General features: G+C 72.7%; 12 protein-coding genes. 10 read left to right on the top strand and 2 right to left on the bottom strand.

Annotated elements, in window-relative coordinates:
- Positions 1-105 precede the first annotated feature (105 nt).
- The 5 genes from rpmG to AH6_RS39020 all read left to right on the top strand — a co-directional run bounded on the left by rpmG (position 106) and on the right by AH6_RS39020 (position 4,856).
- Complete coding sequence (gene rpmG, locus AH6_RS38995; RefSeq protein WP_067490912.1) at positions 106-270, top strand: 50S ribosomal protein L33; 165 nt, start codon at positions 106-108, stop codon at positions 268-270.
- Positions 267-518: a type B 50S ribosomal protein L31 gene (locus AH6_RS39000; RefSeq protein ID WP_067490914.1), complete on the top strand. Its 252-nt coding sequence runs from the start codon at positions 267-269 to the stop codon at positions 516-518. Before rpmG ends, AH6_RS39000 begins: the two co-directional genes overlap by 4 nt.
- Positions 519-710: 192 nt before the next feature.
- Positions 711-2,480 carry an acetyl/propionyl/methylcrotonyl-CoA carboxylase subunit alpha gene (locus AH6_RS39005; protein ID WP_067490916.1) on the top strand — a complete coding sequence of 590 codons (1,770 nt, stop codon included), beginning with the start codon at positions 711-713 and terminating at the stop codon, positions 2,478-2,480.
- Between the two features lie 717 nt (positions 2,481-3,197).
- Entirely contained in the window at positions 3,198-4,532 is a 1,335-nt protein-coding gene (locus tag AH6_RS44930) for a hypothetical protein (protein WP_083983888.1), read from the top strand.
- A 9-nt stretch (positions 4,533-4,541) separates the two neighbouring features.
- Positions 4,542-4,856, top strand: a complete 315-nt coding sequence (locus AH6_RS39020; RefSeq protein ID WP_067490920.1) for a DUF5313 family protein — start codon at positions 4,542-4,544, stop codon at positions 4,854-4,856.
- A gap of 51 nt (positions 4,857-4,907) precedes the next feature.
- Here the strand turns inward: AH6_RS39020 and AH6_RS39025 are convergent, their stop codons facing one another.
- On the bottom strand, positions 4,908-6,293 hold the full coding sequence (locus AH6_RS39025) for an NAD(P)H-quinone dehydrogenase (protein WP_067490943.1): 1,386 nt from the start codon (positions 6,291-6,293) through the stop codon (positions 4,908-4,910).
- A 61-nt stretch (positions 6,294-6,354) separates the two neighbouring features.
- Between AH6_RS39025 and AH6_RS39030 the strand changes: the two genes are divergently transcribed.
- Genes AH6_RS39030 through AH6_RS39040 form a run of 3 tightly spaced genes read left to right on the top strand, consistent with a single transcriptional unit; the run spans position 6,355 to position 9,319 of the window.
- Positions 6,355-6,807 carry a gamma-glutamylcyclotransferase family protein gene (locus AH6_RS39030; RefSeq protein ID WP_067490945.1) on the top strand — a complete coding sequence of 151 codons (453 nt, stop codon included), beginning with the start codon at positions 6,355-6,357 and terminating at the stop codon, positions 6,805-6,807.
- A gap of 35 nt (positions 6,808-6,842) precedes the next feature.
- The gene (locus AH6_RS39035; protein WP_067490921.1) at positions 6,843-7,643 is read left to right on the top strand and encodes a purine-nucleoside phosphorylase; all 801 of its coding nucleotides are present in this window, start codon (positions 6,843-6,845) and stop codon (positions 7,641-7,643) included.
- On the top strand, positions 7,640-9,319 hold the full coding sequence (locus AH6_RS39040) for a phospho-sugar mutase (RefSeq protein ID WP_067490923.1): 1,680 nt from the start codon (positions 7,640-7,642) through the stop codon (positions 9,317-9,319). The genes AH6_RS39035 and AH6_RS39040 overlap by 4 nt, the downstream gene beginning before the upstream one ends.
- 61 nt (positions 9,320-9,380) lie before the next feature.
- Here AH6_RS39040 and AH6_RS39045 read toward each other — a convergent pair whose 3' ends face one another.
- Positions 9,381-9,938: a helix-turn-helix domain-containing protein gene (locus AH6_RS39045; protein ID WP_067490947.1), complete on the bottom strand. Its 558-nt coding sequence runs from the start codon at positions 9,936-9,938 to the stop codon at positions 9,381-9,383.
- A 95-nt stretch (positions 9,939-10,033) separates the two neighbouring features.
- Between AH6_RS39045 and AH6_RS39050 the strand changes: the two genes are divergently transcribed.
- Both AH6_RS39050 and AH6_RS39055 read left to right on the top strand, forming a co-directional pair.
- Positions 10,034-11,155 carry an aryl-sulfate sulfotransferase gene (locus tag AH6_RS39050; RefSeq protein ID WP_067490925.1) on the top strand — a complete coding sequence of 374 codons (1,122 nt, stop codon included), beginning with the start codon at positions 10,034-10,036 and terminating at the stop codon, positions 11,153-11,155.
- 241 nt (positions 11,156-11,396) lie between these two features.
- Positions 11,397-11,888 (top strand): hypothetical protein, encoded by a 492-nt coding sequence (locus AH6_RS39055; RefSeq protein WP_067490927.1) that lies wholly within the window; start codon positions 11,397-11,399, stop codon positions 11,886-11,888.
- The last annotated feature ends 175 nt before the right edge of the window (positions 11,889-12,063 follow it).

Raw genomic sequence — 12,063 nt, forward strand, 5'->3', positions numbered from 1 at the left:
ACACCGGCGGCGCGGCCCGCGACAGGCCCTCGCGTTCACATGGAATGAAAACCGTTATCATCATGTTGACGCCATCGTGCAGCCGCCGCTGCGGAAGGGGGACAGATGGCACGCAACGAGCTCCGGCCCGTGGTCAGGATGCGGTCGACCGCCGGCACCGGTCACACCTACGTGACCCGCAAGAACCGCCGCAACGATCCCGATCGCCTGATCCTGCGCAAGTACGACCCGATCGCCCGCAGCCACCAGACCTACCGGGAGGACCGATGAAGAAGGACATCCACCCCGACTACCACTACGTGGTCTTCCGGGACCGCAGCGCCGACTACACCTTCCTCACCCGCTCCACCGCCACCAGCGAGCGCACGATCGAGTGGGAGGACGGCAACACCTACCCCGTCGTCGACGTGGACGTGTCCTCGGCGAGCCACCCGTTCTACACGGGCAAGAGCCGCCTCATGGACACCACCGGCGCGGTGGACAAGTTCAACCGGCGGTACGGCCGCAAGCAGGGCTGACCTGCGGGGGTCCCGCCACACCTCCGTCTCCGCCGGCGCGCCGGAGCCCCGTGCGAGCACCGCTCGCACGGGGCTCCGGCATGTCCGGGCGGCCCCGCTGAACTGCGCGGAACCGCCAATAAGGAGGGCCTTACGAAACCCGCGGGCGGCGATTATCTAGACTGCCGTGCGAGGTTGAGGGAGGAGCCCCACGTGCGCAAGGTCCTGATCGCCAACCGCGGAGAGATCGCGGTCCGCATTGCCCGCGCCTGTCGCGACGCCGGGTTGACCAGTGTCGCGGTGTACGCCGAGCCGGACCTGGACGCCCTGCACGTTCGGGTCGCCGACGAGGCGTACGCGCTGGGCGGCTCGACGGCCGCCGACAGTTATCTGAGCATCGACAAGATCCTGAAGATCGCCGCCGACTCCGGCGCGGACGCGGTGCACCCCGGCTACGGCTTCCTGGCCGAGAACGCCGACTTCGCCGCCGCCGTGGAGAACGCGGGCCTGACCTGGATCGGCCCGCCGCCCGCCGCGATCACCGCGCTGGGCGACAAGGTGCAGGCCCGGCACATCGCGCAGAAGGTCGGCGCGCCGCTGGTCGCCGGCACCAAGGACCCGGTGTCGGGCGCCGACGAGGTGGTGGAGTTCGCGCGCGAGCACGGCCTGCCCATCGCGATCAAGGCGGCCTACGGCGGCGGCGGCCGCGGCCTGAAGGTCGCCCGGACGCTGGAGGAGGTGCCCGAGCTGTACGAGTCGGCGGTGCGCGAGGCCGTCGGCGCGTTCGGCCGCGGCGAGTGCTTCGTCGAGCGCTACCTCGACAAGCCCCGGCACGTGGAGACCCAGTGCCTGGCCGACCGGCACGGCAACGTCGTGGTGGTGTCCACCCGCGACTGCTCGCTCCAGCGCCGCCACCAGAAGCTGGTGGAGGAGGCCCCGGCCCCCTACCTGAGCCAGGAGCAGCTCGACCTGCTCTACACCTCCTCCAAGGCGATCCTGAAGGAGGCCGGGTACGTCGGCGCGGGCACCTGCGAGTTCCTGGTCGGGCAGGACGGCACGATCTCGTTCCTGGAGGTCAACACCCGCCTCCAGGTCGAGCACCCGGTGACCGAGGAGGTCGCGGGCGTCGACCTGGTGCGCGAGATGTTCCGCGTCGCCGACGGCGAGGAGCTCGGCTACGGCGACCCCGAGCTGCGCGGCCACTCGATCGAGTTCCGCTTCAACGCCGAGGACGCCGGGCGCGGCTTCCTGCCGGCGGTCGGCACGCTGGTGAAGTGGGAGCCGCCGTCGGGTCCGGGCGTGCGGCTGGACGCCGGGTACGTCGAGGGCCAGACCGTCCCGCAGGCGTTCGACTCGCTGATCGCCAAGCTGATCGTCACCGGCGCGACGCGGCGGCAGGCCGTGGAGCGCTCGCGGCGCGCGCTGGCGGAGTTCGTGATCGACGGCATGCCGACGGTGCTGCCGTTCCACCGGGCGGTGCTGGAGGACCCGGCGTTCGTGCCGGAGAACGACGACGAGCCGTTCACCGTGCACACCCGCTGGATCGAGACCGAGTTCGACAACCAGATCCCGCCCTACCAGGCCGCTCCGGCGGACGAGGAGGAGGCGGGCGAGCGCGAGCGCGTCACCGTCGAGGTGGGCGGCAAGCGCGTGGAGGTCGTGCTGCCCGCCGGGCTGGGCGCGTCGGCCGCCGCGGGCGCCGGGGGCAAGGCGGCCCCGGCCAAGCGCCGCTCGGGCAAGAAGGGCGGCGGCGCGCAGGCGTCGGGCGACTCGCTGGTGAGCCCGATGCAGGGCACCATCGTCAAGCTGGTCGCCGAGGACGGCGCGACCGTCGCCGCCGGGGACACGATCGTGGTCCTGGAGGCGATGAAGATGGAGCAGCCGCTGACCGCCCACAAGGCCGGGACGATCACCGGCCTGGCGGCGGAGGTCGGCCAGACCGTCTCCAGCGGCGCGGTGATCTGCGAGATCAAGGACTCCTGACACCGCTCGGAGCCTTGACGGCGCCTCGCCCCGACCATCGGGGCGGGGCGCCGTCGCCGTTTCCGGAGCCCGCGCAGCCGCCCGGCGTGCCGGACGGCGACGTCCCCGTGGCCGGCGTCGAGGTCGTGCTCCCCGTCGACGGCCGGCTGCTGATCGCCCACCGGGACGCTCGGACCGGCGCGGCCCGGCTGCTGCGACGCCGCCTGCACGACGGCGGCTTCGGCGGCGCTGACCGGACCGGGCCTCCGCCGCCCGGCCCCGGCACTGGCGCTCGGGCCCGACGGGCTGCCGCGTCACATGGGCGGGCCCCTTGGACGGCGTCCACCTCGCTCAGCGTCGCCACCAGCGGGTCGGCCAGGGCGGGTGTGAGTTCCTCCCCCGCCAGGGCGCGCGCCATGATCAGGACGCCCAGCGCCCAGGCGCGGGCGCGCCCGCCTCCGGGGTCCTCGCGCAGCCGGGCGGCGCACTCCGCGTAGAGGGCCGACGCGTCGGGCCGCTTCCCGGCGGCGACCGCCGACCATTCGGCCGCCAAAGCGCGCCATTGATCAGGGGTCGCGGGGGTTGGGCGGGGTACAGGGGGATTGATCACGTGCCTGGGACGAAGCCGGGGGCCGCCGGGTTCCGACGCGCAAGGAGCGCGTCGGCATACGCGGTCAAAGGGGCGGAACGTCCCCCGCCGCCCGAGCGTCTTACCTGGTAAGGAGGCAGACTGTAATCATGACTTCGGAACTGCTGTCCATGCGGAAGGCGCGTTTCGGCGCCCTTCCGGCAGTCATCGCCGTCGTCGCCCTGCTGATGTTCGGGTTCGCCGCACCGGCCCAGGCCGACACCTCGACCCAGATCGCGCAGGGGCTGCTCAAGTCCCGGCTGTACGTGGTCAGCACGGTCGCCCCGGCGGTCCCGGCGGGCGACCAGGAGCGCGCCCGGCAGGCGCTGGACTCGGCGGAGGACGCCGACGTGCGGGCCGTGATCATCCCCAACGACACCGACCTGGCCCGGATCCGGCCGACGCTGGTGAACATCGCCAACACCGTCGGCAAGGGCAAGACCTACGTGGCGGTCACCGCCGACGGCCAGCACGTCCGCGCCATCTCCAAGGACCTCAGCGGTTCCGAGATCAACCAGGTCGTCGCCCAGAGCGGCGTCCAGGGGGCGTCGGCCGCCGACCAGGTCGTCGGGTTCACCCGGGCGGTCGAGAAGAAGGCCGACGACCAGGCCCGCGGCGGGCTGGTCGGCATGTTCGTCACGCTGGGCGTGCTGCTGCTGGTGGTCGCCGCCGGGCTCGGGTTCTTCCTGATGGCGCGCAAGCGCCGCCGGGAGAAGGACGCCCGCGAGATGGCCGAGCTGAAGCAGGGCGTCGAAGAGGACGTGACGCTGCTCGGCGAGGACATCGCCCGCCTGGACCTGAACGTCATGGACAAGGAGCTGCCCGCCCCCATCCGCGAGGACTACGAGCGGGCCATGAACTCCTACGACAAGGCCAAGACCGCCACCGAGCGGGCCGCCCGGCCCGCCGACATGGGCGCGGTCGCCGAGGCGCTGGAGGACGGCCGCTACTACATGACGGCCACGCGCGCCCGGCTGGCCGGCGAGCCCGTGCCCGAGCGGCGCGCGCCCTGCTTCTTCAACCCGCAGCACGGCCCGTCCGTGCAGGACGTCATGTGGGCCCCGCCGGGCGGCGTGGCGCGGTCGGTCCCGGCCTGCGCCGCCGACGCCCAGGCCGTGCTGGCGGGCGGCACGCCCGACGTGCGGATGGTGCCCTACGGCAACGGCCGCCGCCCCTACTGGGACGCCGGACCGGCCTACGCGCCCTACGCGGGCGGCTACTACGCCGGGTACGGCGGCATGGACCTGATCAGCGGCATGATGATCGGCACCATGCTCGGCTCGATGATGGGCGGCGGTTTCGGCTACGGCGGCTACGGCGGCGGCTTCGACGGAGGCGGCGGCGACATGGGCGGCGGCGGAGGCGACTGGGGCTTCGGCGGCGGCGACTTCGGTGGCGGAGGCGACTTCGGCGGGGGCGGCGGGGACTTCGGCGGCGGGTTCTAGCCGCCCGCGATGGCCCGCCTGCCAGGCGATCCGGGCCCGCTGCGGTGGGCCCGGTACACGCTGGGGTTCCGGCTGCCGCCCGAGAACCGTGAGTGGGTGCGGCACGACCTGACCGACGCGGGCTGGCGCGCCCGCGTCCTGCTGCGGCACCTGGCGCTGATGCTCCCGATCTGCGCCGGGCTGGCGTTCCTGCCGGGGCCGTGGTGGATCCGGGCGCTGGTCGTGGCGCTGGTGCTGGTCTCCAGCGTGTTCACCGTGGTGATCAGCGCCGACGACCTGCGCCGGGCCCGGTTGCGGCAGCACGGGCTGGAGCCGCCGGGCTGAGCGCAAGGAAACGGCGGGCGTCCCGGTGGACGCCCGCCGCCTCGCGTCCGATCAGTAGGCGTGCTCGGTCATCAGCCGCCGCGCCGCCTCCTGGATGCTGCCCGAAAGCGACGGGTACACCGTGAAGGTGTGCGCCACCTGGTCCACCGTCAGGTGCTGCTGCACCGCCACCGACACGCCGAGGATCAGCTCGCTGGCGCGCGGCGCGACGATGACGCCGCCCAGCACGATCCCCGTGGACGGCCGGCAGAACAGCTTCACGAAGCCGTCCTCGAAGCCCTGCATCTTGGCCCGCGCGTTGGTGAACAGCGGCAGCATGACCGTCCGGGCGTTGACCTCGCCCGAGTCGACCATCTTCTGGCTGACGCCCACCGACGCCACCTCGGGGTCGGTGAAGATGTTGGAGGCGACCCAGCCCAGCTTCAGCGGCTGCACGGCCTCGCCCAGCGCGTGCCACATCGCGATCCGGCCCTGCATGGCCGCCACCGACGCCAGGTTCAGCACGCCGGTGCAGTCGCCGGCGGCGTAGATGTGCGGGACCGAGGTCCGCGACACCTTGTCCACCTCGACGGTGCCCCACGAGGTCAGGTTGACGCCGGTCTTCTCCAGGCCGATGCCGCGCGTGTTGGGCACCATGCCGACCGTCATCAGGCAGTGCGAGCCGCGGATCTTCTGGCCGTCCTCCAGCGCGACGACCACGCCGTCGCCGGTGTTCTCGACGCCGGCGGCGCGCGAGCGCGACATGACCTTCATCCCGCGGCGCAGGAAGACCTCCTGGAGCACCGAGGCCGCGTCGGCGTCCTCGCTGGGCAGGATGCGGTCGCGCGAGGAGACCAGCGTCACCTTCGAGCCCAGCGACAGGTAGGCCCCGGCCAGCTCGGCGCCGGTGACGCCGGAGCCGACCACGATCAGCTCCTCGGGCAGCGCGGGCAGGTCGTAGAGCTGGCGCCAGTTGAGGATGCGCTCGCCGTCGGGCTCGGCGCCGCGCAGCACGCGCGGGGTGGCGCCGGTGGCGATCAGGATGATGTCGGCGCGGATGTGCCGGTCGCCGACCGCCACCACGTGCGGCTCGACCAGCCGGGCCTCACCCCGGACGATCTTGACTTCCTCGTAGGCGAGCCGCTCGGCCACGTCGAAGGACTGGGCGCGGGCCAGGTCCTTCACCCGCTTGTTGACGGTGGCGAGGTCGGCCTCCAGGCCGCCCACGATGCCGTCGGGGCCGCCGTTGAAGCGCAACCCGAGGGCCGCCGACTCGCTCATCACCGCCATGCGGGTGGAGGTGGCGATCAGGGTCTTGGAGGGCACGCAGTCGGTGAGCACGCAGGCGCCACCGGGGCCGTCGCGCTCCACCACCGTCACGTCCGCGCCGAGCTGCGCCGCGACGAGGGCGGCCTCGTAGCCGCCGGGGCCTCCTCCGATGATCACAATGCGAGTCACGCCTACCATTGTTTACCACTCACGAGAGTGACCCGTACGGGGTGCCGTACGCTTGGGCGGCGTGACACTGTACGCGGCGTACGCCTCCAACATGGACCCCGAGCAGATGGCGGCCCGAGCCCCGCACTCCCCCATGCGCGGCACCGGCTGGTTGTCGGGCTGGCGGCTGACCTTCGGCGGCCAGGACAAGGGATGGGACGGCGCGCTCGCGACGGTGGTCGAGGACCGCTTCGAGCAGGTGTTCGTCGTGCTGTACGACGTGCCGTCCTTCGACGAGCAGGAGCTGGACGCCTGGGAGGGCGCGGCGCTCGGCGTCTACCGCAAGATCAGGGTCCGGGTGCAGACCCTGGACGGCGACGCGCTCTGCTGGCTGTACGTCCTGGACGACTACGAGGGCGGCCTGCCGTCGGCCCGCTACCTGGGCATCCTCGCCGACGCGGCCGAGGCGGCGGGCGCGCCGGACGACTACGTCAAGGAGCTGCGCAACCGTCCCTGCGCGTCGCTGGGCGACTGATCCCGGCGGTCGGTCCCGGCGGTAATGTCGGGTCCGTGAGCAACGACGCTTTTTCTGCGGCCCGTGCCGCGGCCGACGAGCTGCGCGCCCGGTCCGGTTTCGACTCCTTCGACGTGGCCCTGGTGATGGGGTCGGGCTGGGTCCCGGCCGCCGACGCGCTGGGCGCGCCCGCCGCCGAGATCCCGGTGACCGAGCTGCCCGGCTTCGCGCCGCCCGCGGTGGAGGGCCACGCCGGGAAGATCCGCGTGGTGGAGGTCGGGGGCCGCCGCGCCCTGGTGTTCCTGGGCCGCACGCACCTGTACGAGGGCCGCGGCGTCGACCCGGTCGTGCACGGGGTGCGCACCGCGCTGGCCGCCGGGGCGGGCACCGTCGTGCTGACGAACGCGGCGGGCGGGCTGCGGCCCGAGCACCAGCGGGTCGGCGACCCGGTGCTGATCGCCGACCACCTGAACCTGACCGGCGGCAACCCGCTGACGGGCGCGACGTTCCTGGATCTGTCCGAGGCGTACTCGGGGCGGCTGCGGGCGCTGGCCAAGGAGGTCGACCCGACGCTGTCGGAGGGCGTGTACGCGGCGTTCCGGGGCCCGACCTACGAGACCCCCGCCGAGATCCGCATGCTCCGCACCCTGGGCGCCGACATGATCGGCATGTCCACGGTGCTGGAGACGATCGCGGCCCGCGAGGGCGGCGCGGAGGTGCTGGGCATCTCCCTGGTGACCAACATCGCGGCCGGGCTGTCGGACCAGCACCTGGACCACGAGGAGGTGCTCGCGGCCGGGAAGGCGGCGGCGTCCCGCATGGGCACGCTGCTGGGCACGGTGCTGTCGAAACTGTGAGCGACTATCGGAAGGCCGCCGAGGAGTGGCTGGCGCAGGACCCCGATCCGGAGACGCGCGCCGAGCTGCGGGCGCTGCTGGACGCCGGTGACGGCGCGGCGCTGGCCGACCGGTTCGGGGCGCGGCTGGAGTTCGGGACGGCCGGGCTGCGCGGCGAGCTGGGCGCGGGCCCGGCGCGGATGAACCGCGTCACCGTGATGCGCGCCGCCGCCGGGCTGGCCGCGCGGCTGCTGCGCGACGGCGGCACGCCCAAAGTCATGATCGGGTTCGACGCGCGGCACGGGTCGCGGCAGTTCGCCGAGGACACGGCGGCGGTGCTGACCGGCGCGGGCGTCCAGGCCGGGATCTTCGCCGACCCGGTGCCGACGCCGGTGCTGGCGCACCGGGTCAAGGCGTTCGGCGAGTACGCCGCCGGGGTCATGGTCACCGCCAGCCACAACCCGCCGCGCGACAACGGCTACAAGGTGTACTGGGGCGACGGGTCGCAGATCGTGCCGCCGCTGGACGCCGAGATCTCCGCCGCGATCGACGCGGTGGGGCGGGTGGACGAGCTGCCGCTCGGCGCCGGCTGGGAGGTCCACGACGCCTCGGCCGTCGATCTCTACCTGGAGTCGGTGGCGGGGCTGGGTCTGTGGCCGGGGGACGTCGGCGACGAGGTCCCAATCGTCTACACGCCGCTGCACGGCGTCGGGCGCGACACCTTCCTGCACGCGTTCGAGCGGGCGGGGTTCCCGGCTCCGGCGGTGGTCGCCGAGCAGGCCGAGCCCGACCCGGACTTCCCGACCGTCGCGTTCCCGAACCCCGAGGAGCCGGGGGCGATGGACCTGGCGCTGGCGCTGGCCGCCGAGCGCGGGGCCCGGCTGGTGATCGCCAACGACCCGGACGCCGACCGTTGCGCGGTGGCCGTCCCGGCGGGCGGCGGCTGGCGGGCGCTGACCGGCGACGAGGTCGGCGGGCTGCTGGCCGAGCACGTGTTGCGGCACACCGCCGGGGACGACCGGCTGGTGGTGACGACGATCGTGTCGTCGTCGCTGCTGGGGGCGGTCGCGCGGGCGCACGGGGTGCGGTTCGCCGAGTCGCTGACCGGCTTCAAGTGGATCATGAAGGCGGGCGGTCCCGGCGACCGGATGGTCTTCGGCTACGAGGAGGCCCTCGGCTACAGCGTCGGCGGCGACGAGGGCGTGGCCGTCAACGACAAGGACGGGATCGGCGCGGCGCTGGCGGCGGCGGGCCTGGCGGTGGAGGCGGCGCGCGAGGGCCGCACGCTGCTCGACCTGCTGGACGACCAGGCGCGCCGGTACGGGCTGCACGCGACGGCGCAGGTGTCGATGCGGGTGGCGGACCTGTCGCTGATCACCGAGGCGATGGCCCGGCTGCGCGCCGAGCCGCCCGCCGAGCTGGGCGGGCGCGCGGTGGAGGCGTTCGACGACCTGGCGAAGGGCGGCGCGGGGTTGCCGCCGACCGACGGGTTGCGGTTCCGGCTGGCGGCGGGCGCGGACGGCGGGTCGGCGCGGGTGGTGGTGCGGCCGTCGGGGACCGAGCCGAAGCTGAAGTGCTACCTGGAGGTGGTGCTGCCGGTGCCGGAGGGCGGCGAGGTGGCCCCGGTGCGAGAGAAGGCGGCCGAGGCGCTGGAGGCGCTGAAGGCGGACATCTCAGGAGTTCTAGGGCTTTCCTGAGCTGCTATGGCCGTGCCCTGACGGCGCTGAACGCGCGCCTGGGGCACGGCCACGCCGCGTTCTAGGCGTCCGGGGAGACCTCGATGTGCTCGGCGATCCCGACGAGCAGCACGCGCGTCCCCGCGTCCAGGACCCGCCAGCGGTGCGCCACGCCGCCCGCGCAGTAGAGGGTGTCGCCCGCTTCCAGGACGTGGTGCTCGCCGCCCGCCTCGACCTCGGCGCGGCCCGCGACGACGTACATGATCTCGTCGTTGCGGTGGGTGAAGGCCCGGTCCCAGTCGTGGGAGCCGGTGAACTCCAGCGCGTGCAGCCGCTGGTGCCCGCGGACGAGGGGGCGCACGCCGCCGTCGCCGTCCTCGGTGGTCTCCGGCGGCCCGGCGCGGACGACGTCCACGGCCTTCCGGCCGCCCGCCGCGGCGAACAACTGCACGGCCGTGGTGTCGAGGGCGTCGGCGATGCGCTGGAGCGAACGCATGCTGGGCCGCGCGCGGTCGTTCTCGATCTGGCTGAGGAACGGGGCCGACAGGCCGGTGCGGTCGGCGAGGCCGGCCAGCGTGAGGTCCAGGGCGCGGCGGCGGCGCCGGACGCTGGCCCCGACGCGCGGACCGCCCTCATTCACCGATTTCGCCACTTTTCCCCTCAGATCAGTAGGCAATACCCCTCTCCTTAGATTAGCTTTGCTGTCATCAAACAAAGTTTGATGGAGGAGCAGAGTTGAGCACCGTTGACCAGAACACCCGCCGCCGCCGCGGCACCGGCCTCATCGCGCTGGACGCCGACCGCGCGTTCGACGGGTACACCCTGTTCGCGCCGCTGACCGGCACCGGCGAGGTCTACCTGATCGACCTGCACGGCACCGTCGTGCACCGCTGGAAGATGCCCCACCGGCCCGGACGGCACGCGCGGATCCTGCCCAACGGGAACCTGGCCTACAACGGGACGCTCCCCGACCAGCCGACGCTGTTCGCGATGTGGGACAAGTACCGGGGCGGCTCGATGGCGGAGGTCACCCCCGACGGTGAGATCGTCCGCGAGCACATCGACCCGATGCAGCACCACGACGCGCACCACCTGGGCGACGGCGGGGTCATCTACGCCGCCCTGGAGCCGCTGCGCGGCGCGGAGGCGGCGGCCGTGCGGGGCGGGGTGCCCGGCTCGGAGGCCGACGGCACGGTCTGGGCCGACACCGTCAAGCAGGTCGACGCCGCCGGGAACCTGGTGTGGTCCTGGCGGGTCGCCGACCACCTGGACCGGGACGAGTACGCGCTGCACGAGGCGTACTCGCGCGAGCACTGGCCCCTGATCAACAGCGTCCGCCCGCTGGCGGACGGCAACATCCTGGCGAGCCTGCGCAGCGTGTCGGCGGTGGTGGTCATCAGCCGGGAGACCGGCGAGATCCTGTGGCGCACCGAGCCGGGCGTGGTGTCGCAGCAGCACTGCCCGACCGAGCTGGCCGACGGCAACATCCTGATCTTCGACAACGGGGTGTTCCGGCCGCACCGGGACGTGCCGTTCTCCCGGGTGATCGAGGTCGAGCGGAGCAGCGGGAAGGTCGTCTGGGAGTACCACGACCCGTCCCGCGAGGCGTTCTTCGCGCCGTTCATGGGCGCGGCGCAACGCCTGCCGAACGGCAACACCCTGGTCACCGACTCGCCAGGGGGCCGCATCTTCGAGGTGACGGCCGAGGGCTACCTGTGCTGGGAGTACGTGGTGCCCTACTTCGGCGGCTACCGGGAGGCCGAGGTGGGCAGGTTGTTCCCGGCGGAGGGGAACGCGCTGTTCCGGGCGTACCGGTACTCGGCGGCCGAGTTGCCTTGGCTGGGCGTCGGAGTCTGAGTCCGAGCCGGGCACCACGTCGGAGAGGGACGTGGCGGAGCACGCTCTGGCGCGGGAGCGGAGTCCCGGCCATCAGCGGGTTCCGCCGCAGGTCAGGGTGGGGGTGAGCGATGTGGCGCGCCGGTCGGGAAACCGGTCGAAAAAAGATCAACGATCTTCGAACCAACCCCCCGCCCCCGCCATCACAGAAGGCACCAACAGCACAACAAGCTGCTCAGCAGCAGCTCAGATCGGGGAACCCATGAAGCGCGCGCTCACCGTCGCCGGCCTCGCCACCACCCTCGCCGCCGGAACCCTGGCCGTCACCGGGACCGCCGCCGACGCCGCCACCCACGGCACGTTCGGCCCGACCGGCTACGCCGGAGTGAAGATCGGGATGTCCGCCAAGCAGGCCGCCAAGACCCACAAGCTGGTCCGCAAGTTCAAGGGCGGCATCTGCAGCGGCTACGACCTCAAGGGCCACCCGACCGGCAAGAACGCGGTGGGCGTGTACGTGTCCAAGAAGTACGGCGTCGCCCTGATCACCGCCCCGAAGGGCGCCGCCACCCCGCGCGGCATCCACACGGGCTCCACGTTCAAGCAGCTCAAGCGCGCCTACCCCGGCGTGAAGCGCGACATCCACGGCTACTACAACGTGAAGGTGAACTCGAAGGTCCTGTACCAGTTCACCGTCAGCAAGAGCAAGGTCAGCGAGATGTCGCTGAACGCCAAGAAGCAGGACTGCTACAACTGATCTTCGCGTTAGTTACTGCTCTTATTTCTCAGCCCTCGGCGGTCATGATCGCCAGGGGCTGAGTCATGTCGGGGCGGTTTGCGGGCTCGGCAGAGGCGGGGCTGATGGTGGGCCACACGTGATCAACAACCCCAGCCCCGTGCCCGAACCATCACGGCGACCCCGGCCACCGGGG

Origin of the sequence: Actinomadura hibisca NBRC 15177 (assembly GCF_001552635.1) — a bacterium.
In the GTDB taxonomy this organism is placed as follows: Bacteria; Actinomycetota; Actinomycetes; order Streptosporangiales; family Streptosporangiaceae; genus Spirillospora; species Spirillospora hibisca.